The 22,685-nt window shown below is 49.1% G+C and carries 23 protein-coding genes and 1 pseudogene; 18 read left to right on the forward strand and 6 right to left on the reverse strand.

From position 1 onward, the window contains the following. Positions 1 to 14 precede the first annotated feature (14 nt). The 4 genes and pseudogenes from hisD (at position 15) to HA050_RS22665 (ending at position 3,929) form a co-directional block, all read left to right on the forward strand. Positions 15 to 1,310, forward strand: coding sequence for a histidinol dehydrogenase (gene hisD / locus HA050_RS15070; RefSeq protein ID WP_439898219.1), 1,296 nt, complete (start codon positions 15 to 17; stop codon positions 1,308 to 1,310). A gap of 550 nt (positions 1,311 to 1,860) precedes the next feature. Next, the gene (locus HA050_RS15075; protein WP_166827804.1) at positions 1,861 to 2,643 is read left to right on the forward strand and encodes a response regulator transcription factor; all 783 of its coding nucleotides are present in this window, start codon (positions 1,861 to 1,863) and stop codon (positions 2,641 to 2,643) included. A 407-nt stretch (positions 2,644 to 3,050) separates the two neighbouring features. Next, positions 3,051 to 3,461 (forward strand): annotated as a pseudogene (locus tag HA050_RS22660) (methyl-accepting chemotaxis protein); the annotation flags it as partial. 60 nt (positions 3,462 to 3,521) lie between these two features. Further along, a complete protein-coding gene (locus tag HA050_RS22665; protein WP_439898220.1) occupies positions 3,522 to 3,929 on the forward strand; it encodes a CZB domain-containing protein in 408 nt (135 codons plus the stop codon). Positions 3,930 to 3,999: 70 nt separating this feature from the next. Here the strand turns inward: HA050_RS22665 and HA050_RS15085 are convergent, their stop codons facing one another. The 6 genes from HA050_RS15085 to HA050_RS15110 form a co-directional block, all read right to left on the reverse strand. Continuing rightward, positions 4,000 to 6,195: a carbohydrate-binding protein gene (locus HA050_RS15085; RefSeq protein ID WP_205836451.1), complete on the reverse strand. Its 2,196-nt coding sequence runs from the start codon at positions 6,193 to 6,195 to the stop codon at positions 4,000 to 4,002. A 242-nt stretch (positions 6,196 to 6,437) separates the two neighbouring features. Beyond that, positions 6,438 to 8,051 carry a glycoside hydrolase family 3 protein gene (locus HA050_RS15090; RefSeq protein WP_166827812.1) on the reverse strand — a complete coding sequence of 538 codons (1,614 nt, stop codon included), beginning with the start codon at positions 8,049 to 8,051 and terminating at the stop codon, positions 6,438 to 6,440. 217 nt (positions 8,052 to 8,268) lie between these two features. Beyond that, the gene (locus HA050_RS15095) at positions 8,269 to 9,249 is read right to left on the reverse strand and encodes an ABC transporter permease (RefSeq protein WP_166827815.1); all 981 of its coding nucleotides are present in this window, start codon (positions 9,247 to 9,249) and stop codon (positions 8,269 to 8,271) included. 108 nt (positions 9,250 to 9,357) lie between these two features. Continuing rightward, on the reverse strand, positions 9,358 to 10,839 hold the full coding sequence (locus HA050_RS15100) for a sugar ABC transporter ATP-binding protein (RefSeq protein ID WP_166827818.1): 1,482 nt from the start codon (positions 10,837 to 10,839) through the stop codon (positions 9,358 to 9,360). A 152-nt stretch (positions 10,840 to 10,991) separates the two neighbouring features. Further along, positions 10,992 to 12,053, reverse strand: a complete 1,062-nt coding sequence (locus HA050_RS15105; protein ID WP_166827821.1) for a substrate-binding domain-containing protein — start codon at positions 12,051 to 12,053, stop codon at positions 10,992 to 10,994. A gap of 282 nt (positions 12,054 to 12,335) precedes the next feature. After that, on the reverse strand, positions 12,336 to 13,610 hold the full coding sequence (locus HA050_RS15110; protein ID WP_240929083.1) for an ABC transporter substrate-binding protein: 1,275 nt from the start codon (positions 13,608 to 13,610) through the stop codon (positions 12,336 to 12,338). Between the two features lie 379 nt (positions 13,611 to 13,989). Here HA050_RS15110 and HA050_RS15115 point away from each other — a divergent pair, with 379 nt between their 5' ends. The 14 genes from HA050_RS15115 to HA050_RS15180 all read left to right on the forward strand — a co-directional run bounded on the left by HA050_RS15115 (position 13,990) and on the right by HA050_RS15180 (position 22,681). After that, positions 13,990 to 14,322 (forward strand): TfoX/Sxy family protein, encoded by a 333-nt coding sequence (locus HA050_RS15115; RefSeq protein WP_166827823.1) that lies wholly within the window; start codon positions 13,990 to 13,992, stop codon positions 14,320 to 14,322. A 184-nt stretch (positions 14,323 to 14,506) separates the two neighbouring features. Beyond that, a complete protein-coding gene (gene hisB / locus HA050_RS15120) occupies positions 14,507 to 15,100 on the forward strand; it encodes an imidazoleglycerol-phosphate dehydratase HisB (RefSeq protein ID WP_205836452.1) in 594 nt (197 codons plus the stop codon). 17 nt (positions 15,101 to 15,117) lie between these two features. Continuing rightward, a complete protein-coding gene (locus HA050_RS15125; RefSeq protein WP_166827826.1) occupies positions 15,118 to 15,555 on the forward strand; it encodes a surface-adhesin E family protein in 438 nt (145 codons plus the stop codon). Positions 15,556 to 15,562: 7 nt separating this feature from the next. After that, positions 15,563 to 16,204 (forward strand): imidazole glycerol phosphate synthase subunit HisH, encoded by a 642-nt coding sequence (hisH, locus tag HA050_RS15130; RefSeq protein WP_166827829.1) that lies wholly within the window; start codon positions 15,563 to 15,565, stop codon positions 16,202 to 16,204. 223 nt (positions 16,205 to 16,427) lie between these two features. Next, positions 16,428 to 17,168: a 1-(5-phosphoribosyl)-5-[(5-phosphoribosylamino)methylideneamino]imidazole-4-carboxamide isomerase gene (gene hisA, locus HA050_RS15135; protein WP_166827832.1), complete on the forward strand. Its 741-nt coding sequence runs from the start codon at positions 16,428 to 16,430 to the stop codon at positions 17,166 to 17,168. Between the two features lie 66 nt (positions 17,169 to 17,234). After that, positions 17,235 to 17,573 carry a hypothetical protein gene (locus HA050_RS15140; RefSeq protein ID WP_166827835.1) on the forward strand — a complete coding sequence of 113 codons (339 nt, stop codon included), beginning with the start codon at positions 17,235 to 17,237 and terminating at the stop codon, positions 17,571 to 17,573. Between the two features lie 21 nt (positions 17,574 to 17,594). Then, entirely contained in the window at positions 17,595 to 18,368 is a 774-nt protein-coding gene (hisF, locus tag HA050_RS15145) for an imidazole glycerol phosphate synthase subunit HisF (protein ID WP_166827838.1), read from the forward strand. Then, positions 18,365 to 18,763, forward strand: a complete 399-nt coding sequence (hisI, locus tag HA050_RS15150; protein ID WP_166827841.1) for a phosphoribosyl-AMP cyclohydrolase — start codon at positions 18,365 to 18,367, stop codon at positions 18,761 to 18,763. The genes hisF and hisI overlap by 4 nt, the downstream gene beginning before the upstream one ends. 160 nt (positions 18,764 to 18,923) lie before the next feature. After that, positions 18,924 to 19,250, forward strand: a complete 327-nt coding sequence (locus HA050_RS15155) for a phosphoribosyl-ATP diphosphatase (protein ID WP_166827844.1) — start codon at positions 18,924 to 18,926, stop codon at positions 19,248 to 19,250. Position 19,251: 1 nt separating this feature from the next. Then, positions 19,252 to 19,608 carry a histidine triad nucleotide-binding protein gene (locus tag HA050_RS15160; RefSeq protein WP_099397143.1) on the forward strand — a complete coding sequence of 119 codons (357 nt, stop codon included), beginning with the start codon at positions 19,252 to 19,254 and terminating at the stop codon, positions 19,606 to 19,608. A gap of 23 nt (positions 19,609 to 19,631) precedes the next feature. Beyond that, positions 19,632 to 19,823 (forward strand): Sec-independent protein translocase subunit TatA, encoded by a 192-nt coding sequence (tatA, locus tag HA050_RS15165; protein ID WP_099397144.1) that lies wholly within the window; start codon positions 19,632 to 19,634, stop codon positions 19,821 to 19,823. 9 nt (positions 19,824 to 19,832) lie between these two features. Next, entirely contained in the window at positions 19,833 to 20,207 is a 375-nt protein-coding gene (tatB, locus tag HA050_RS15170) for a Sec-independent protein translocase protein TatB (RefSeq protein ID WP_099397145.1), read from the forward strand. Positions 20,208 to 20,210: 3 nt separating this feature from the next. After that, positions 20,211 to 20,951, forward strand: a complete 741-nt coding sequence (gene tatC / locus HA050_RS15175) for a twin-arginine translocase subunit TatC (RefSeq protein WP_099397146.1) — start codon at positions 20,211 to 20,213, stop codon at positions 20,949 to 20,951. Continuing rightward, positions 20,948 to 22,681, forward strand: coding sequence for a PglL family O-oligosaccharyltransferase (locus HA050_RS15180; protein WP_166827847.1), 1,734 nt, complete (start codon positions 20,948 to 20,950; stop codon positions 22,679 to 22,681). Before tatC ends, HA050_RS15180 begins: the two co-directional genes overlap by 4 nt. Positions 22,682 to 22,685: the final 4 nt, after the last annotated feature.

Genomic DNA, 22,685 nt, shown 5'->3' on the forward strand with positions numbered 1-22,685 from the left:
TTCTGGACTAAGCCATGTTGCGTCGCCTTGATTCTCGTTCTGCTGATTTCCAATCCCAACTCGCCGCCCTGCTGGCTTTCGAAACCTCGCAAGATCCGGATGTAGATAGCAGGGTTGCGGCCATTCTTGACGATGTAAAAGCACGTGGCGATGCGGCTGTGGTGGAATACACCCAGCGCTTTGATGGCGTAGCAGCGCAAACCATGGCCGGGCTGGAGCTGAGCCAGGCCGAGCTGAAAGCCGCTTTTGAGCGCCTGCCTGATGTGCAGAGGGATGCCTTAGTCGCCGCAGCAGAGCGGGTGCGCAAATATCACGAACACCAGAAAATGGCTTCCTGGCAATACACCGATGAAGACGGCACGGTGCTGGGCCAGCAGGTAACAGCGCTCGACAGAGTGGGGATTTACGTGCCGGGCGGCAAGGCCAGCTATCCATCCTCTGTATTAATGAATGCCATTCCCGCCCATGTGGCCGGTGTAGCCGAAATCATCATGGTAGTGCCCACACCGCGTGGCGAGCGAAACGATCTGGTGCTGGCCGCGGCCTTCGTGGCCGGTGTCAGCCGTGCCTTCTGTATTGGCGGCGCGCAGGCAGTGGGCGCGCTGGCTTTTGGTACCGAAACTGTGCCCGCTGTAGATAAAATCACCGGCCCCGGCAACGCCTATGTGGCCGCGGCCAAGCGCCGTGTATTTGGTGTGGTTGGCATTGATATGGTGGCGGGCCCGTCAGAGATTTTAGTGATTTGCGATGGCACAACCGACCCGGATTGGATTGCGATGGATTTATTCAGCCAGGCCGAACACGATGAAATCGCCCAAGCCATTCTGCTTTGCCCGGATGAAGATTTTATTCAGCAAGTCGCCGCCAGCATCGAGAAACTTCTCCCCACTATGCCGCGCCAGGACATTATTCGCGCGTCCCTCACCGGCCGCGGTGCTTTAATCACGGTAAAAGATTTGCACGAAGCCTGCAAAATTGCCAATTATATTGCGCCGGAACATCTGGAATTATCTATCGCTACCCCAGAAGTCTGCCTGGCTGAGCTGCGTCACGCGGGTGCGATCTTTATGGGCAAGTTCACCAGCGAATCTTTAGGCGATTATTGTGCCGGGCCAAATCACGTACTCCCCACCGCCCGCACCGCCCGTTTTGCCAGCCCGCTGGGTGTTTACGACTTCCAAAAACGCACCAGCATTATTCAGGTTTCAGAAGCCGGCAGCCAAAAACTAGGCCGCATCGCCAGCACCCTGGCCCACGGTGAAGGCCTCACCGCCCATGCCCGATCGGCGGAATATCGTCTGAAGGATTGATAAGTGAACAAGCTACGGCGAAAAGCCCGCCGCAGCTTGAAGCTGAAAACCCAAATCTTGAAACACGGAGAAAAGAGGACTTTAAATGAAGTCCTTTTCTTTGGTTTTAAGTAGTTTCAAAATGAATAATCTGAATTTTAATCACCACTCATAGCACAGGGCTTCAATATCCCCTTGAAACACGCCGTAGCGAGGAACAAGCGGGGCGGGGTTTCGGCCAGAGGCAGCGAGGCACGAGCGAGTCTCACCCGCCGCCGACTCGATTGTCCGCAGCGCAGGGGCTTTCGTGTTTCGTGGGGCGGCCTTCTTTGCTTCCTTTCTTGGCCGTTCAAGAAAGGGAGTCCCCCGCGGGGATGCCGCACCAAAATCAACGTGCCGAAGGCACTAAAAAGATCTTTTCGATTTACCCGACGCTGATGAAATACAGCCCACCACACAAAAACTCAAGCCATCCCCCCGCAACGCAACATTCAATCCCCCCATCCCACAACAGCTAAGCTAAAATGAATCACACCAATGCCCTAAGCCTTAATCACTTTCAAGCTAAAGAATGACCACTGACCAGACTAAACAATTAATTGAACAACTTGAAATGAAAATCAGCTCATTTCAATATGTACTCGCCTATCGCAATATTTTTGTGATTAGCTTTTTCAGCTCGGGCGAGATTCTGGATCACAATTACCCTTCGCACGAAACCGCCACCCAGCTGGATCATTTTAGCTTTCTGATTGGGCAGGATAATCTGGCGGCGATTAAAGCACTGATTAAAACCTCGGTCAGTGGCGCCGATGGCTGGAAATTTTATAACCGCGATTTAAAACTGCATTTATTCCGCGTTAATCAAACACTTTGGCATATCGAAGTCGGTTCTTTAGAAGAAGAAAACGACGCACATAATCCTAACTCCGATTTTGCCAAATTCTATAGCCTGACAGAAACACTGACCGAATTCAGAGAGTGGCAAAACAGCGGCGAAATTGATGAAGTTTTAGAGCGTATCCGTAACCAGCATCTGCCACAAATCAGACAGGTAAAAGCCACTATTTCTGATCCGATTTTAATTATGTGCCTCGATTTAATCGAAGGTATTGTGTCTTCCGCCGTAAATGATAATGGCGATATTGATACCAGCCTCTATGCCCTGCTTACGCCTTCTGAAGTGCAAGTCGCCAAATTTATTAAAGTAGGCATGTCGACCAAGGAAATTGCCCAAAGCTTAAGCGTTGCCTCCAAGACTGTTGAAAATCACAGAAACAGCTTAAGAAGCAAACTGGGCATTACCAACAAAGGGATTAATTTGCGAAATTATTTAATTAGTTTGTCAGTCTGACATCAGAAAAAAACACGCAACAATCATTTTCTTTTTAAGTAAACAATGCAAAAAAATTAATAATAATTGAAGCTGAATAAATAAGCGTTATTTTTTAAAAACAATTCAATTTATCAGCTATAGATATCAACAATAAATGATTAACCTTTTGGTTTTTCGGAGCTCACATGGGATTTTTTGATCGCAATAATCATCAGCATCTTGCTGAAATCGCCCAGCTTCAAACCGCTCTGGAGGAAAAAACCAGGGCGCTGGAAAATGCCAATCTAAGAGCGGCTCAAGCTGAACAAAAAGCCATTGCATGCGAAACAAAAGCTCAGATTCTGACTGATTTAATTACAAATCTTTCAAGCTTCTCCGAATCCCTGGTTGCCAACCAAACCTCGCTCGCTGTACTCGCCAGTGCCATGCGAAATGAAAAAGAAAATGCGGCTAATGCAAAACGCGTGTCGTCCCAAAGCAGCCAGGAAATTGATCAGATTGCCGAAAGCCTGGCTCAGCTCGCTACATCATCCAACAGCGCAGCAGATCAGATTGGCCGGCTTGATGCTCGGGCACAAGAGGTTGGCGGCATTGTAAGAATGATTAAAGAAATTGCCGAACAAACCAATCTGCTGGCGCTCAATGCAGCCATTGAAGCAGCCCGCGCCGGGGAACAAGGCCGCGGCTTTGCTGTTGTAGCAGATGAAGTCAGAAAACTAGCCGAACGCACCGCCAATGCCACCAATGATATTACGATTCTGGTTGAGCAGATTCGCAGCGACAGTGGCGACAGCCGTACAAAAATGAGCAATTTAGCCCAACAATCAGCAAGCTTTAGTCAGAATGGGCAAAGCGCATCCAAAACAATGCAAACCTTGATGCAAATATCGAACAATATGGAACAAAGCAGCGCCGCATCTGCCCTAAGAGGTTTTTGCGAGCTGGCCAAGGTAGATCATATTATTTTTAAATTCCGGGTTTATAAAGTGCTGTTTGGGCTTTCCAATGAAGATGAAAGCCAGTTTTCCAGCCATACATCCTGCCGCCTGGGTAAATGGTATTACGATGGCGAAGGCAAGGAGTGCTTTTCTAAGCTCAATGGTTACCGCGAAATTGAAACACCCCACATGAAAGTACACAGCGCAGCATTGAACGCTTTACGCGCCTATTTCAGCGGTGATTCGCAAAATGCAATTGCAGCCGTTTCTGAAATGGAAACCGCCAGTTTATCTGTGTTAGCTAATTTGGAAAGAATGTCCATTAGCGGCGAGAGAGACAGTGAAACGCTCTGTCAGCATGCATAAAAAACAAAGCCCTGCCAGATGGCAGGGCTTTGTAATCAAAACGGCTTAAAAACCATGCAAAGCTGCATGTTTATTGGCAAGCAGCGCCTTTAGTCCATACATCGTTTGTGCCTGGCTCATTGCCTTGTGTCCACCATTTATTGGTGTACTCAAAGCCTTTATGTGAAACCTTGGTTGGCGATGCGTAAACCTGAGTTGCAGACCATGCAGCTGCAGCGCAAGTATTTGAGCTGCCAGCTTCAAAACTAACTGCAACACTGCGTGGACCAGTCACATTTACCAGGGTAAATGAACTGCTGATGGCTTGTGCTGCACCATCTACAGTAATGCTCTTAATTTTGTAGCCAGTATTCGGTGTGATAGTGAAAACCTGATTGGTTTTTTCACGCACTTGCACCACGCCAGATGGTGCAATCACACCGCCAGTGCCAGCCGAAGCCGTTACCGGGAAGTAAACTGCAGTTGATGGATCATCAATCTTCATATCGCTGTAATTGCCGGTCACACCGTAGAAATTCTTGGCCGACAAATCAGAGATTTTCGTATTGAGTAAACGCAGCGCCTTCGTATCCCCGCCATTAGAAGCCGGGTTTAAGGTCAGCACCACATCAGCCCCCTCTTGCTTTAATGCTAACGCGCTAAAGTTGTAAGCAAATGCAGCTAAATTCACCGTTGTATTGGCGGCTTTAAAGTAATCCACGCTTTTTGCCTTGCCCCAGCCCCATGTGGTTGGGTTCAGCAGCACGGTGTACTCCAGCGCAGAATAGCTGCCGCTCATATTGCTGAACATATCTGAGGATACTTGTGCAGCGGTTACACCCGGCAATTCGATCCATGAATAAATGCCACCGTCAGCTGCTTGTGTACCAATAAACAAGCTGCCGTTGTCCTGGAATATTTTCAGGTGCTTAAAGCCAAGGCCAGCAGTACCCTGAATCTGATCCAGAGCCGGATTAAAACCAGTTGCGGTTTGCTTACCAGACCATGCCAGCTTGTACACGGCAGAAACAACAATCACGGCTGATGGATTAGCCTTTACAGCGGCAGCGGAAACTTTTTCAAGCAAAACAGACTGCCCGGCAAACTGCAGCAATGCACCACCTGCGCTATCTGTTACCGCTAAAGAAGCCAGCGGGTTAGAGCCTGTCCAGTTGCGTAATACAATTTTATCTTTACCCACCACAAAATCTTTTACTGTGGTTGTGCCGCCAGGGAACTGGCTCAGATAAATCGTGTTTTTGCCGCCACCGGTATAAACCGTGTCATTACCCTGCCCTGCAGATAAAACCTCATCCAGCGGGCCGCCACTAATGGTGTCATCGTTTGGCGTATCAATTTGCGTATCGTAATTACCAAATTTATCGATATATGTTGTTACGCAAGTACCTTGCTCATCGCAGGCTACTTTATTGGTGATCAATAAATCAGCCGCCCCCCATGCACCGCCTAAGTGAGCTGCAGCCAATAAACCGGACATAGTGGCTTTAATGGTAATTGGATTGCCGTTTTCATCTTTACCTGGCCAGGATTTAGCCAGGGCCTGTGCCCAGGTGATATTGGCAGCGGCCAGCTTTTCTGACATCACGCCATAGTTAAAGCGCATGGCATCACGAATCACATACTCTTGCTTGGCTGGATTTTTTAAATCAGCAAAGCTGTTCACGCCATTACGGCCAGAGAAAGTGCCTTCCCAACGATTATTATGTGTACCACGTACTTTATTACCGCCAGAACCAGGAATTTCAATTGTGGCTTCAGTAACACCGTTAGCCCATGTTGAATCAGGCGCGAAAATATAGAATTTATCCAGATTTTCTGTCGCTGAAACATATTTCACCGGTGAGTAATAACCGGTATCAATCATTAATGCTTCGCCAAGCTGATAACCAATAAAACCCCATGCATTCAGCGAGCTGTATTGCATTGTTTTAAACATGGCAGCCTGATCTGCTGCATTTGGATTGTAAATAGTATTAAGGCCCAGCTTAGTAAAGTACTGATTAACTGTTGTAGGCTCAATAATCAAACTACCGGTAGACGGATCACGCACCGGCACGCCTGGAGTAACAACTTTGGCATAGCGCAGAATCGGGGAATTAAAATTCTGTTTATAAAAATCGGCTTTAGCCGGATCAATACCGGATTCAAAAGCACGCATATTATCAAGGAAATCCTGAAAGGATCCCTTAGTTGCTGCAGGTGCGGCAATCGCAGCCATAGGCATAGAAACTAATAAACCAGCTAAAATGGTTAAGCGGTGTTTCATTGAATTTTTCATTCGTCTCTCTCAATTATTCAGGATAAATGCCGTTTAAAAAGCAAATTCTTTATATTTTTTGAAAAATCTAATACGCAAATCCAAAACCAGGTCTATTTAATTTCTGCACCTCCTTTTATAAAAAATAAAAAATCAAACCAAAGCCGCACTCGTCAATCAGCCATTCCCGCAGCCCTTTGCTTTAATCCAGCATAAAAAAGCCGGATCTGCGCGGGAATGGCATCACTGAATCAAACAGTCAGGCAAACCTGCGCCGCAGCCCGCGCGCTGCATTCACGGCTGCCGTAAGCGCAAACATGGCCAGCCAGTTCAGGCACAGGTTCATAGGCATTACGTAAACCGATCACCACCAATTGCGTGCCAAATTTAGCGGCAAGTTCCGCTACCAGTGCTGTTGATGCCGCTTGCTTAAAATCTTCACCAGGCAGCGGGTAGTTTTCGATGACAGCCAGAACCAGCTGATCCGCCGCTACGTTCACCTCAGCAAGCCATGCTTTGGCCCCGGTGTAATCCAGAATACTCAGCCTCTCTTCTGGCAGGAGGGTGCTGATTTCTGCAGCAAAATAATCAAAAGCGGGCGTTGCCTGATTTGGGCCAATACCGCGCGGATTCACCAGATTGGCGTAATCGGCCAATGGCGTGGTTTGCACAACAAATACGTGTTTATCCGCCTGAACCGGCAGATTACGTGCAGGGTCGGCCAGAATTTGTACGGCAGATTTGGCAGCAGCCTGCTCAACCTTGCGATTGGCCACCGGATTAAACTCACGGAACAGCGGCATACCCACCAGACGCGCCAGCTTAAAGGCCACAACGCGCTCTACAATCTGATTCAGCTCGGCTTCCGGCATACGGCCGTCTTCCACCGCGCTGACAATGGCACCAATCATGGCCAGCTGGTTTTCAAGGTAGTTATCGTTGTGATCGTAGTGCTCTTCAGAGAGCATCATCATGTCGATACCGGCTTTAAACGCAATAATGGCGGCCTCTACCGGCGGGAAATTACGGCGAATCGCGCCCATATTCATGCTGTCGGAAATCACAATGCCTTTGAAGCCCAGCTTCTCACGCAAGACATCCTGCAAAATAGCCCTCGATAAAGTTGCCGGATAAACCGGATCGATCTGCGGGTAGCAAATATGCGAGGTCATCATCAGCTCTACCCGCGCATCAATCGCGGCTTTAAACGGGGCAAGATCTTCCACCAGCAACGTAGCCAGCGATTTATCCACCACAGGGATTTCACGGTGGGTGTCGCCCGTAGTGTCACCATGGCCGGGGAAATGCTTGGCGCAAACGACAATTCCGCCATCGTGAGCGCCATGCACCGCCGCCCCCACTTGTACTGCCACTTGGGCTGGCACTTCACCAAAGGCACGGGTATCAATAATCGGTGAATTAGGTTTCAAATTAACGTCGGCACATGGGCCAAGCACGCAATTAAACCCGGCCGAGCGCATTTCGATACCAAATACGCTATACATTTGCGCACTGAGGGCTGGATTATCAGCACTGCCCAAGGCCAGATTGCCCGGCCCTGTTGTTGATTCAGGAGTAAGCACACTCCATGCACCTTCCTGATCCACGCCCAAGAGCATAGGTACGGCGTCTGCCCGCTGATTCACAATGGCGGCCATGGCCTGGGTGAGCTGACGTGCCTCGGAAAAAGTAGCAGCATTGTCCTGGCTCAGATAACAGCCGCCTAAGTTGTAGCGCTCGATCAAAGGGCGGGCTGCTTCGGCATCTTTGCCAGGGAAGGCCAGAATAAACAATTGCCCCACTTTTTCTTCCAAAGACCAGCCGCTTATTTTTTGTGCAGCCTGGCTGCGAAACGATTCAAACATACTAAAACTCCATTTTTAAGCAATAAGGGGCCACAGGCCATGTAAAACGCGGCCTGAAGTCAATAAGGAAACAGGTAAGTCTGGAAGAAAGATGTGCAGATACAGAGAACGCCGGGCGCACAAAGAACACGGAGAAAAACACACAAGCATTAGCTCTCAATTGTGTGCTCTGTGTTCTTCCCTTATCTCTGTTTCTGCAGACCTTTTTGAAGTTTGATCAGCGCTTTTTCTTGCGTAAATTGCCCATGGTCAGCGTCACGGCGAAGATGATAATCAGGCCACGGAAAATCATTTGCTGATCCACATTCAGGCCCATCAGCACCAGCCCGTTATTCACCATGCCCATAATCAGCGCGCCGATAATGGAGCCCATTACCGTGCCCTTGCCGCCAAACAGGCTGGTGCCGCCAATAATCACCGCAGCCACCACCATCATCAGGTCATTTTCACCCAGGGTGTAGCGGGCACTTTGCAGGCGGCCTGCGTATAAAATGCCAGCCAATGCAGCCAGTGCAGCGTTTAATACCAGTACATACAACTTGATCCGGTTAACGTTAATCCCAGAATACATCGCGGCGATTTTATTGCCGCCGCTGGCCAGCACTTCTTTACCAAAAGCAGTGCGGCGCAATAAAACATGGCCCAGCACGGCAATCAGCACCATCCAGATAAACAGCACCGAAACCGGGCCAATATCACCAGAGCCAAACACAAACACAAAGGTTTCATTCTCGACCGGAATCGATTGCAGGGCGGTAATCCAGCGTGTCACCCCTGTGATAATCCCCGCCATACCGAGCGTCACCAGAAAGGATGGAATACCGACTTTGGCTACAAACAAGCCATTAATCAGCCCACACAAAGAGCCTGCAAGTAAGGCTCCCAGCACCGCCCAGCCCATGCCATAAGGCATCAGCATGGCTGCGGTTACAGCAGACAGCGCCACAATTGCGCCAAAAGACAAATCAATCTCTGCGGCAGATAAAACAAACGTCATGCCCACGGCCATGATGGAAATCATGGCGGTCTGGCGGGCAATATTCATGAGATTACCCGCTTCTAAAAAGCCTTTGTCGTGCAGGGTAATTGAGAAAAATATAAAAATACCGATGAAAACCAGATAAATAACCGAGCTTTTCCAGTCTGTCTGGCGGGCAGGCACAACTGCTGCGTCTGCTTTATTTGCCGTGATGTCCATACCATCCCTCTTAGATTTAGGAATTAGATTTTCTTTTCGCATGAGCACTGCGCTTCGGGTGCGCCATGCTCTTTGATCCTGTCGCCTGAGTGCCTATACCCCTGATCCCTACTGCACCGCAGCCAGCAAACGCTCTTCTGTCTGGCCTTCTTGAATCAGCCCGGCAATCCGTCCTTTATTCACGATATATGTGCTGTCGCAAAAGCTGGCGATTTCGCTGTATTCGCTGGACACAAAAATCACGGCATTACCCTGCGCCGCGTATTCGTTCACGATGCGCATTATTTCGTACTTGGAGCTCAGATCAATACCAAAAGTAGGATCATCCAGCAGCATGACACGCGCATTGGTACTCATACATTTGCCAATGACTACTTTTTGCTGATTACCACCTGATAAAAATCTCACCACCTGATCCGGCCCGCTGGTTTTAATATGCAGACGTTTGATCAGGCTTTCGACTAATTCCCTGCCTCGCCCCTCATCCAGCAGTAAGGGAGACGACAATTTATCAAACAAAGACATTAGCATATTGTCAGCAACACTAAAATCTAAAACCAAGCCCTGGCTGCGCCTGTCTTCTGGCACAAGGTTAATACCCAGCTTAATCGCATCTTTCGGATTTTTAATTTTCACGCTCTGACCAGAGAGTAAAATCTGCCCGGATTCGATGGCATCAAGGCCAAAAATCGCTTCTAAGATCTCGGTACGGCCACTGCCAAGCAAACCAGCCAGGCCAACTACCTGCCCCGGATACACTTTGAAAGACACGTCTTCCAGTACCGAAGTCACTACATTACGCAGCTCCAGCAGCGGTGTTTGCTCCGTATCCACGGCTACGCGCTGCCAGTTTTCATTGGCATTACGATGGTGGCCCAGCATATCAGCAACTAATTCTTCGATATTGGTGGTGATCACCGGACTGCTGCGTACCAGAAAGCCATCACGCAGCACGCTGACCGAATCACAAATCTTAAAAATATCGCGCAAATAATGAGTGATATAGATAATCGAAACGCCTTGCGACTTCAGCGTGTTCACCACGGCAAACAGCTTTTCAATTTCTTTATCGGATAAAGACGCGGTAGGCTCATCCAGAATCAAAACCCTGGCGTTTTGCGAAATGGCTTTGGCAATTTCGATAAACTGCTGCTGCCCCATCGTCAGCTCGCCCACGCTCTGCCATGGGTCCAGAGCAATGCCCATTTTTTCCAGCACCGCCAGTGTGGCCTGCTCCATGGCGCGGTGATCAACCAGGCCGCCCCTGCCCAGCCAATTGCCCATAAAGATATTTTCGGCCACGCTCATGGTCGCAACCAGGCTCAGATCCTGATAAACCATCACGATTCCGGCCTCCCGTGCATCCCGCGGAGACTGGAAATCAACCGGCTGACCAAACAAAGACAGCTCGCCCGCATCGCGCTGATAATAACCATTAAGCAACTTCATCAGCGTTGATTTACCTGCACCGTTCTGGCCAACTATCGCATGCACCTCACCCTGCCTGAGGGTGAAATCAATGCCTTTCAATACAGCATTGCCATCAAACGCTTTAGTCAGCCCTCGTGCTTGAATTGCAGCTTCATTCATTGAGATGAAATCCCTGTTGCCTGGCGGGTTTTACCCGTCTTACAAGGCTGCACAAAAACCTTTGAAACACAGAGCGTACTCACAGCACACCACCTGCTGTAAACCGTCCGCTCTGTATTTAGATAATCAAGGTTTGTATCAGCCGCTCTGTATTATTTTTTTGCTGCCAGCGCTTTCACAACGGCATCAGGTGGCTGACGGAATAATGCTTTATTCCACTGCGCTGCCAGATTGCCTGAAGTCACCTTGATGGCGTCAACGGTCACAAAAGCGGGAGTAGGTTTATTGATCAGGGACATTGCGCCCATGGTGGCCAGGGTTTTACCCATATCGTAAGGCAGATCGCTCACAATCCCTGCCACATTGCCGCCCTTTACCATATCCAGCGCATTGGCCGCGCCCAGATCCATAGTGATCACTTTGACGTCTTTGCGGCCTGCGGTGCGTACTGCCGCAGTCACGCCTTCGGCAATCGCGTCCCATGGTGCGTAAATGGCTTTTACAGATGGGTTTTGCGTCAGAATCGCCGAAGCAATCACTTCGCCGTCATTTGGATTGGCAATGCCTTTATCGGCTACCACTTTGATATTTGGATAACGCGCCAGCACCGCCTTCACTGCGCTGTCACGCTGATTGGTGACATAGTAATTGGCCGCATGATGCATCACGGCCACATCGCCCTTGCTGCCAATGCTGTCTGCCATCAGCTCAGCAGCGGCCTTGCCCATGCCGAACAAATCGTCAGTCACAATGCCTGCGTAATCTTTACCCGCCTTAAAGCCTTGTGGTGCATTGCTGATAAACACCAGCTTCACACCCTGCTGAGTCGCTTGCTTAAACGCCACAGCGCCTGAAACGGGATCAATTACCAGTGAAATAATAATATTGGGTTTCAGCGCCAGAACGGTTTCAAGATCAGTGCGCTGTTTTTTAGGATCCATTTCTGCATCGGTAACAGCGACAACTTTAATTCCCAATTCATCAAAAACCTTTTTAGCACCCGCAATCAAAGCAATCGAAAAATCCGACGTGGTATGCATCAGAATCGCGGCTTTGTAATCCTTGCCCTTCAGCTGTGCCACATCCTGAGCGGCCAGTTTTACCTGAGTGTAAGACGTTGGTGTTTCACCATTTGGCCCTACGGTATGATCCACGGCCGCAAGGGCATTGGTACAGAACAGGGCAAGCAGCAGACCTTTTAAACTAGCACGCATTTTTCAACCTCTTGTTGTGGGTGTTCATGGGTGTAGTATAGGTGTTTTATAGGTGCCGTCAATCAATTGGCATGAAAAACACAAGATTTTGTTGGTATTCGTTCCCAGACTACATTTTCTTTTTTTAGTGGCAAAAAAAGCACTTCATTAAATATTTTATTCCAGAATTTAAACAAGCCACCTTAGACAAAAACAATATATAAAAAAAATTCCCCTGCCGGGGCAGGGGAATAAAATGCCGATTACCCGGCAGAGGAAAACTACAGGGAAAACTTTATTAAATTACTTTGCTGCAATACGATCATTCCATTTTTTAGCCGCTGCATCCAAAGCCGCTTTTGCTGACTTACGGCCTTCAATCGCAGCTTGCACTTCGTCATTAAACTCTTTGCTCATTGTTGTTGCATCTGGCATCAGTGCTGCTGGCAAGGTCAGCGTACGTGCAGCACCCATCGATTTAGCAACAGTTGCACGTGCAACAGCTACCGGATCGCCACCCTCTGCACCTGAGGAGAAGAAGTCGCTTTCAGCTGCTTTACGGGCAGACGGGAAGGTTGTACCAGTCGCTTTAGAGAAGCCTAATTGCTGCTCGCTGTTGGTCAGGAACAAGCCCAGTTTTGCAGCAGCTTCCGGGTTTTTGTAACCCTTAGGCTGTACAAAAGACATCAGCCAGGAACCCAGTACCAATTTACCTTCGTCCTGAGGGAAAGCCATAATAGCTGTTTTTTCGTAAGCTACTTTACTGCTGTCAGCCAGTTTGCCTAATGCGGTAGGTGCAGTTGTCATCATCGCAAGTTTACCTGCGCTGTAACCCGCAATTTCTTGCTCAAATTCAAGACGGAAGCTATCTTTTGGCAACACACCTTTCTTGTACATATCGGCAAATGTTTCAACTGCCTTGATGTGCTTAGGGCTGTTAAATACAGCTTTACCATTAGCAAAAATTGGCAGGCCCATGTATTGGAACCAAGGGATCATGCCGCCGTCGCCGCTCTTTGTTGCCAGCTTAGGCGAGAATGCAGCCACGCCGGTTTTAGCCGTAATGGTGCGGGCAGTGGCTACAAATTCTGCAAAGTTTTTTGGATTTGATTTAATGCCGCTCTTTGCCAACAATTCTTTGTTATAAGCAATAACCGATGCGGCATTGTAGAAAGGATAGCCATAGATCTTGCCGTTAACGGTCAGATCTTGCAAAGCGCCAGCCTGGTATTCTGCTTTGTTTTTGCCGATCAGTGCATCCAGTGGTTGCAGCAAATCTTTCTGAGCAAATTCATGCGTCCATGGCGTATTAAAGTTAACCAGCGCCGGAGGATTACCCGCAGCAATTGCAGAAATCAGCTTAGGCTGAATCTGATCCCAGTTCATATCAACCCAAACGGCTTCCAGCTCTGGATTTGCTTTATTGAAGCGCTGAACAGCATCGTTCCAGTATGGAGCAAACTTAGTAACGTTAAATGTCCAGAATTCAACCTTAGTTGCATCTGCGGCATGAGCAAATGTTGAAGACAACATAGCGGCCAGCAATAATGGACGGACTAACTTAAAGCGCTTTGACATGACTCTCTCTCCGGACTTATGAAGTGGGTTTTTAAACCCCACCATTTTTGGAATACGACGTTTTTTTACTCGACTGACAATCAGACATTTATTAAAAAACATCTATTTCAATTTTTTATCTGACAAAAAAATTGAATTTAAAAGCACTCAAGCAGCAAGCTGAATATATCGCGAGATAATGTATCTCAATCACTAAAAACGGCGCATATAAAGCACTTTGCTTAGGTGATTGAAAGCAAAATGTAGGCATTTTGTAGGTGCAAGTCAAGATATAGGCATATTCGTTGTATTTTTGGCATAAACCAAGCATCCACCTGAATGTAGCTTCAGCACCACAAACTACATAAAGTGCTTTTAATTCAAATAACTGAGATAAAAAATGCCAAAAAGAAATGAATTTGTAGAATTCCTGCTGGAACAGCTGGCCCCACTGGGCACATTGCGGGCAAAAGCCATGTTTGGTGGCTATGGGATTTACTGCGATGAGATTTTCTTTGCCATCGTGGCTGGCGACATCCTGTATATCAAGGCAGACGAGCAATCAAAGGCTGAATTTACCTGCCTTGGCCTCATTCCTTTCAGCTACAGCAAAAAAGACAGCTCAGTACAAAGCATGGCCTACTACCCTCTGCCTGAAGAGGCTCTGGAAGAAGCAGAAAGCATGATGTTCTGGGCCAGGAAAGGGATTGCTGCCGCCCTGCGTAAACGCTGATGACAGAAAAAACCATGCCGCTTTTAATGCGTGTAAACACTTAAGACTTCACGAAAAAGTCATTCTCGTAGACAATTGAAGACGAATGCACGGCCTTCAAAATGAGCAGCAAGTCATAATGAACGGAAGTGTTTCATAACCAGACTGCCATTTTTTGACTTGCCCCTTGATAGAGATTATCGAAATGCGTCAGATTACTGTTAGCCGTAATACGCTGGAAACCCAGATTACCGTCACACTCAATCTTGATGGAACGGGGGTATCTAAATTTGATACCGGCGTGCCTTTTTTTGAGCACATGCTTGATCAGGTCGCACGCCACGGCTTATTTGATATCGAAATCAAAGCAGTGGGCGATTTGCATATTGATGCCCACCACACAGTAGAAGACGTTGGCATCACCATGGGGCAAGCTTTTGCCCAGGCCGTTGGCGATAAAAAAGGCATCCGCCGTTACGGCCACAGCTATGTACCGCTGGATGAAGCCCTTAGCCGCGTTGTGGTCGATTTATCCGGCCGCCCCTGTCTGGAATACAACGTGCCCTACACCCGCGCCATGATCGGAGGCTTTGACGTTGATTTATTCGGCGAATTCTTCCGTGGTTTTATCAATCATGCCGCCATCAGCCTGCATATTGATAATCTGAAAGGGCAAAATGCCCACCACCAGGCCGAAACCGTATTCAAAGCCTTAGGCCGCGCGCTGCGTATGGCAGTAGAGCCTGATGAGCGCATGGCGGGCATTACCCCTTCAACCAAAGGTACACTGGTCGGCTGATGCCAAGGCTCATCGCTGTGCTCTGGCTCTTATTTGCCAGCCCCGCATATGCTGAACAATGGTTGCAATGGGCGCAGGACAGCGATTCCAGCAGCTGGATCGATACAGACTCGGTGATTGAGCGGCGAAACCATGTTTATTTCCGCTACCAGTGGCGCTATTTAAAAGCTCAAACCAGCCCCGATGGCGATTACGATAAACGCCAGACCAGCGCCGCTGTGGATTGCGGGGCCAGACGCAGCGCCAGCTTAAAACACCAGTTATGGCTGCAGGACCAGCCCGTTGCCGAACTTGCCGGCCATGATTTCATCACACAAAATCTTGCTGGTACCGTACATGCTGTTGCTTGCCTGATTGCAGAGCAGAAAAAACGTGGCACAGCCTTGCAACTGTGTCAGTATCAGGCAGATATCAATCACCCGATCTGTGGCGATGCGGCCCTGATCCAACACTGAAAACAACATGAAAATTGCTGTCGTCGATTATGGAATGGGTAATTTACGCTCGGTTACCAAAGCTTTAGAGCATGTCGCCGGTGATCATGCACAGATTGTGCTGACTGCAGACCCGGCCATCGTGGCTGCCGCCGATAAAGTCGTCTTCCCCGGCCAGGGCGCCATGCCCGATTGTATGAAAGAGCTGACCGGGCGCGGTTTAAAACAAGCCGTACTTGATGCCACCCGGGAAAAACCCTTTCTGGGGATTTGCGTCGGTGCACAGCTTTTATTTGAGCACAGCGAAGAAGGTGATACCGCAGGCCTTGGCGTTTTTAAAGGCAAGGTAGTGCGCTTTCCTAAAGATAAAATGTCTGACGCCCAGGGCCAGAAATTAAAAGTGCCGCATATGGGCTGGAATGAAATGTTTAAAGTGCATGATCATCCGCTTTGGGCAGGCATCAGCGATGCGGAGCGCTTTTATTTTGTGCACAGCTATCATTTTCAGCCTGATGACAATATCACCGTCTTAGAAAGCTGCTATCCATATCGCTTTGCAGCGGCGGTAGCAAGGGATAATATCTTTGCTATTCAATGCCATCCTGAAAAAAGTCATCAAGCTGGTCTAAGCTTATTAAAGAATTTTGTAAACTGGAATGGCAATACCTAAAAGGCAATGGTATGAAAACGCTTTGGATCAGTTGCTTTAAAGCACTACAAACAAGCTTGCTTATGACCGGTATTTTCAGCGTAATCAGCGTTTGTTTAGCCAGCAACTATTCTTTTGACTGGTATTCATGCCTTATTTTCTTTAGCTTTATGCTGATCTTTAATTTTTTAGTTCAAGCAAAAAACAACTTTTTTTCACACACAAAACAAAACCTGACTCCATCATGCTAATCATCCCTGCAATCGACTTAAAAGACGGCCAATGTGTTCGCCTGCGCCAAGGTGAAATGAGCGACGCCACTGTGTTTTCTGACGACCCGGCCAGCTTTGTAAGCCACTGGCTGGGCCAGGGCGCCCGCCGCATGCATCTGGTCGATCTCAATGGTGCATTTGCTGGCAAACCAAAGAATTTGGGTGCAGTAAAAAGTATTCTTAAAGCGATTGATGGCGAAGTGCCCGTACAATTAGGCGGCGGCATCCGCAGCTTAGAAACCATCGAAATGTATCTGGATGCGGGTATCGATTACGTCATTATCGGCACCGCCGCCATCAAACAGCCTGGCTTTTTGCACGAAGCATGTGATGCATTCCCAGGCCAGATTATTGTGGGGCTGGATGCCAAAGACGGCTTTGTAGCCACAGATGGCTGGGCCAAAATGACCGATCTGAATGTAATCGATCTGGCCAAACGCTTTGAAGGCTATGGCGTAGAAAGCGTGATTTACACCGATATCGGCCGCGATGGCATGTTATCCGGGGTGAATATCGAAGCCACGGTTAAGCTGGCCCAGGCGCTCACGATTCCCGTAATTGCCTCAGGCGGGCTCACTAATCTGGATGACGTCAGAAAACTTGCCGAAGTGGAGTCAGAAGGAATCGAAGGAGTCATTACCGGCCGTGCCATTTACGAAGGCACGATAGACTTTAAAGCGGCGCAAGAACTGGCCGACGAATTGTCTAATTAAAGTAAATCAGAAAAACGATGGCAACGCGCTCCGTTTTTCTAATGCACTTAAGACAGCGGGGTGCCCATGTCACAGCCTGAATGGTTTGATTGGGCACAAAGCGAGCGCAAAATTGGCGACTACCTGCAAGAGCAGGATCCCATCCTTTTTGCAGCAGTCTGCCAGTTACTCTTTGATTGTGATCCGATGATGATCCCGCTGGTGATGGAGCCTCAGGGCTATGCACCTGAAGTGGGCAGCATTTTGCGCATATTGCCGCAGTGCCAGTCCGAAGAAGATGTAAGAGAAGTACTGCACAACGTCTTTGTCCAGTGGTTCAGCTCTGAATTTGCGGGTGGCCTTGGGCAATATAGCGAGGCGGCAAATAAGCTATGGGCACTCTGGACCAGCCAGCAATCCGAATAAGCCCTCTTCTGAAGAAAACCTATGTCCCTTGCAAAACGAATTATCCCCTGCCTCGATGTGACTGCTGGCCGTGTTGTAAAAGGTATTAACTTTGTAGGCCTGCGCGATGCGGGCGACCCGGTTGAAATTGCTAAAAAATACGATGCTCAGGGCGCAGACGAAATCACCTTTTTAGATATCACTGCCTCATCTGATCAGCGCGATATTATTTTGCACGTCATTGAAGAAGTAGCAGCCCAGGTATTTATTCCGCTGACCGTGGGTGGCGGGGTGCGCGTGGTAGATGATATCCGCCGCCTGCTCAATGCCGGTGCCGATAAAGTCAGCATCAACACCACAGCGGTGACTAATCCGCAAATGGTGAAAGACGCTGCAGACCGTTTTGGCAGCCAGGCCATTGTAGTGGCCATCGACGCCAAGCAAGTCAGCCTGCCGGGCGAGCCATTACGCTGGGAAGTATTTACCCATGGCGGCCGCACCGCCACAGGGCTGGACGCCATTGAATGGGCAACCCGTATGCAAATGCTGGGCGCGGGTGAAATTTTACTCACCAGCATGGACAGAGACGGCACTAAAACCGGCTTTAATCTCCCGCTCACCCGTGCAGTCAGCGATGCGGTCGATATCCCCGTCATTGCCTCGGGCGGCGTCGGCAATGTGCAGCATCTGGTTGATGGCGTTATTCAGGGCCACGCCAATGCCGTGCTGGCCGCGAGCATTTTTCACTTTGGCGAATACACCATACGTCAGGCCAAAGAAGCGATGCGGGCAGCTGGGATTGAGGTGCGCTTATGAGCTGGCTGGACGAAATCAAATGGGATGAAAAAGGCCTTGTACCCGTCATTGCTCAGGATAAAGACAGCGGCCGGGTGCTGATGTTTGCCTACGCCAACCGCGAAGCCGTGGCGCTTACTGCCGAAAAAAACACGGCCCATTACTGGACCCGCTCCAGACAAAAACTCTGGCATAAGGGTGAAGAATCAGGGCACTTTCAAAAAGTATCGGCCATTCAGTTTGATTGCGATGGGGATGTGCTGATTTACCAGATCGAGCAAGTGGGCGGCATTGCCTGCCACACTGGCCGAAAAAGTTGTTTTTTTCGGACGCTGATCAATCAGGAATGGCAAATCACGGATGAAGTGATCAAAGATCCTGCCGATATTTATACTCACGGTCATGCTCACCCCTAATTACCGCCACAATTCATTGTCTTCTTAAGCCTTAGGTTTGAAAGTACGGACCGCTTAAGAAAAAGAATAGACAATCCGCAAGATTTCCGAAGAATCGCCACGTACTTGTAACCTAATGGCAATATAATCGGGTTCTGAATCGAATCAGGGATATAGATCTATGGTTTCCGCAGACATTCTGGAACGCTTATCGACCACGCTGGCCAGCAGGCATGGCGCAGATCCATCAAGCTCTTATGTTGCCAAACTGTTTCATAAAGGCACTGACGAAATCTTGAAAAAGGTGGGTGAAGAGGCGGTTGAAACAATTATGGCGGCCAAAGATGGCGACAAGCTGCATCTTGTCCGCGAAATCGCTGATCTGTGGTTCCATACTTTGGTGCTGCTTGAGCATGCAGGCCTGAGCCACGAAGACGTGCTGGCAGAATTAGCACGCCGCGAAGGTATTTCTGGCATAGACGAAAAGAATTCCCGTAAGGAGCAATAAAGTGAGTGACTGCCTTTTTTGTAAAATTGCAGCGGGCGAAATCCCGGCTAAGAAAATATATGAAGACGATGAAGTGATCGCCTTTCATGATATTCACCCTGTCGCCCCGGTTCATTTTTTATTGGTCCCTAAAACACATCTGGATTCTTTGGCCCATGCCGAAGCTCAGCATCAGGCCCTGCTTGGCAAAATGATGCTGCTGACCTCAAAACTGGCAGCAGAGCAGGGTTTGAGCGATGGCTATCGCACCATTATTAATACAGGGCATGGTGGCGGACAGACTTTCTTCCATCTTCATATGCATATTATTGGCGGCAAGCCGCTATCAACTAACATTTCAGAAATCAGCACGCAATAAGCGCGCTATCAGGAGATTGCATCATGGGTTCATTCAGCATCTGGCACTGGCTAATTGTTTTAGTGATCGTTGTACTGGTTTTTGGAACAAAAAAACTAGGCAGCATCGGTAAAGATTTAGGCTCTGCAGTAAAAGGCTTTAAAGATGGCATTAAAGAGGGTGAAACCCCTGCAGCCAAAACAGAAGACAAACCTGCCGATACCAACAAACCTTAAGGCTTGCCCGTGTTTGATGTGAGTTTTGGCGAGCTAATCACGATTAGTGCCGTCGCCTTAATCGTCATCGGCCCAGAAAAACTGCCTAAAGTCGCACGGACTGCAGGCGCTTTGCTGGGCCGTGTGCAGCGCTTTATCTCGACCGTAAAATCAGATCTGGATAAAGAGTTTCAGCTGGCAGAGCTGGCTAAAGTCGAAGCCGAGATTCGTGCCGAGGCCTCAGCGCTCAGCCAGACCATTCACCAGCCCCTGGAAGAAGCGGCTCAGGCCTTATCAGAGCCAGCCCCAATCCAGGAGATTGAGCTTGCTCCCGCCGGGCCTCAGGGTGATCTGTTTGCCCCGCCCGCAGCTCCTCCTTCAGGCTCCAGGCCAGATCGGCGTTAAACAATGACGGATAATCTCCAGCCCCTTTTAGTGCATTTAATCGAGCTGCGTACGCGCATTGTGCGCATAGCTGCGGTTTTTTTAATTGGATTTATTGCCTGTTTTGCTTTTTCAGAACAGCTCTATGATCTGATGGTTGCACCGCTTGCCCATGTTTTACCTAATCAGAAACTGATTACGATCGGCATTGCCTCGCCTTTTGTTTTGCAAATCAAAATCGCCTCTATGGCGGCCTTTATGCTTACTCTGCCCCATACGCTGTATCAAATGTGGGGCTTTATTGCACCGGGCCTTTATACCCATGAAAAAAAGCTGATTTTGCCGCTGGTATGCGCGTCCACCCTGCTCTTTATGCTGGGAGTGGGCTTTGCCTACTTCCTCGTTTTTGGCGTGGTGTTTAAATTTATTGTTTCGGTCGTCCCTGCCTCAATGCAATGGCTGCCCGATTCAGGTGAATACCTCGATTTTGCAATGGGAATGTTTATCTCGTTCGGGGTGACATTTGAAGTGCCCATTCTGGTGATTGTGCTGGTAAGAATGGGCTTTATCAGCGTTGCAAAGCTGAAAGAGATTCGCCCCTATGTTATTGTCGGGGCCTTTGTCATCGCGGCCGTTGTTACCCCGCCTGACGTTGTATCTCAATGCCTGCTTGCTATTCCTCTCTGGCTGCTTTTTGAAGCGGGAGTATTAGTTGCAGGCTGGATGTACCAGCCTCCTCAGAAAACTATCGAAAGCGCCCAATGATTCCGCAACTCCGAATATTTCAGACCCTGCTGTTTTTGCTTGCCGCAGTGCCCTGCGGCATTCCTTTTCGCTACCAGCCCAATCCGGTATTCCCATCCGAACTGGCCGCTTTAGTCCTGGCCGTACTGATGGTACTCACCGCCACAGCGCTGCCTTCCCGCGAGAAATCCAGCCCGCCCTATGCCAGCCTGATCTGGTTTGGCCTGGCTGCGGTGATTGGCTTGCAAATGGTATTGATGCCCGTGCTGTACTGGTCTGATCGCACCGAGCCTGTTCTTTATGCCCTGACCGCCGCATTCTCCGTATGGGCACTGGCAAGGGCGCGGGATCATTTTGGCAGCATGCAACTGGCTCCCTTTTTTGCATGGGGCTTGCTGGCAGGGGCGATTTTCAACTCTGCGGTATCCGTACAGCAGGTTGTAGAACTGCTGCAAAACGGTCCGAGGCTGATTTTTGGCCATTTGGGCCAAAAGAATTTATACGGCCATTATCTGACCTGGGGGTTAGCTGCCGCTGCATGGCTTACCGCCGAAAAAGAATTGCCTAAAACCTGGTTCTGGCCCATTGCCACCTGGCTGGCACTATCCATTGCCTGGAGCAGCTCCCGCTCGCCCTTTATGTATGCAGGCGCGTGGCTGGTCTTTGGTGCGTTATCCGCTTACCTTGGCAAAGACAGCGTACGCCGCTTTGGCCTGCTGCTTACGGCCAGTGCCGCGCTGATTATCGTAATGCAGTTTGTTGCTCCATGGATTAACGATGTGCTGCAATCATTGCTGCATGCCAAAAACGAAGTCCCTACCGGGCTGGATCGCCTTGATTCCAATGGCTCCCGCCGCCTGGTGGAGTGGCAAAAAGCATGGATAACCTTCCTGGCTCACCCATGGCTGGGTGTAGGCTGGGCTGCTTACCCTTCACAAAGTATTGCCCTGCAGGTCAACCCGGCTTTTGCCATTGTGCAGGAAAGCGTGCTGTTTACTCATGCGCATAATTCGCTGCTCAATATCATGGCCGAAACAGGTCTGGCAGGTACGCTGGTGATGGTTGGCGGCATGCTGTGGATGTTTATTGCGCTTCTGAAGCGCGAGCATGATCCGGTCAAAATTTTCGGTGCCGCTTTGGTGATTGTTTCGGTACTGCACAGCCTGGTTGAATACCCGCTCTGGTATTACCACCTGCTTGGCCCCTTTGCCCTGGCGCTGTTCTTTTTACGCTCTGATGCACCGCGCAAGCTGCAACTGCCTGATTGGGCAGAGCGTGCAAGCCTTGGTACTTATGGCGGAGCTGCACTGGCTACTGCGGTGTTTGGCGGCATGCTGTATATCCAGATTTATCCGATTATGGATCCATCTGATAAACCCGCTGAAAACGCTGGCCGGATTAAGACTTTACAAAAACTGAAGCAAAATCCATTAATCGATTTCTATGCTGATTTTGCGCTGTCGAATTACATCGTCGCCAGCAAGCAGGACATGCCCTGGAAACTGCAGATTCTGGACAGGCTGAATCAGGTACGCCCCTACCCTAGTCAGCTCAGCGATCAGGCCATTATGGAAACTATGCGCGGCAATACCAGCAAAGCACACAAGCTGATGCGCCAGGCCGCTTTCTCCTACCCGGAAAGCCTCAATTACTTCCGCGAAGCGATCATGGAATTCAAAGAGCCTGAAGTGCGTGCTTTAATCAAAGAAGTGGAAGACGCTGAGAAGTTATTTGGAAAGGAAAAGAAGTAAATAC

Origin of the sequence: Iodobacter violaceini (assembly GCF_011601265.1) — a bacterium.
Classification (GTDB): domain Bacteria; phylum Pseudomonadota; class Gammaproteobacteria; order Burkholderiales; family Chitinibacteraceae; genus Iodobacter; species Iodobacter violaceini.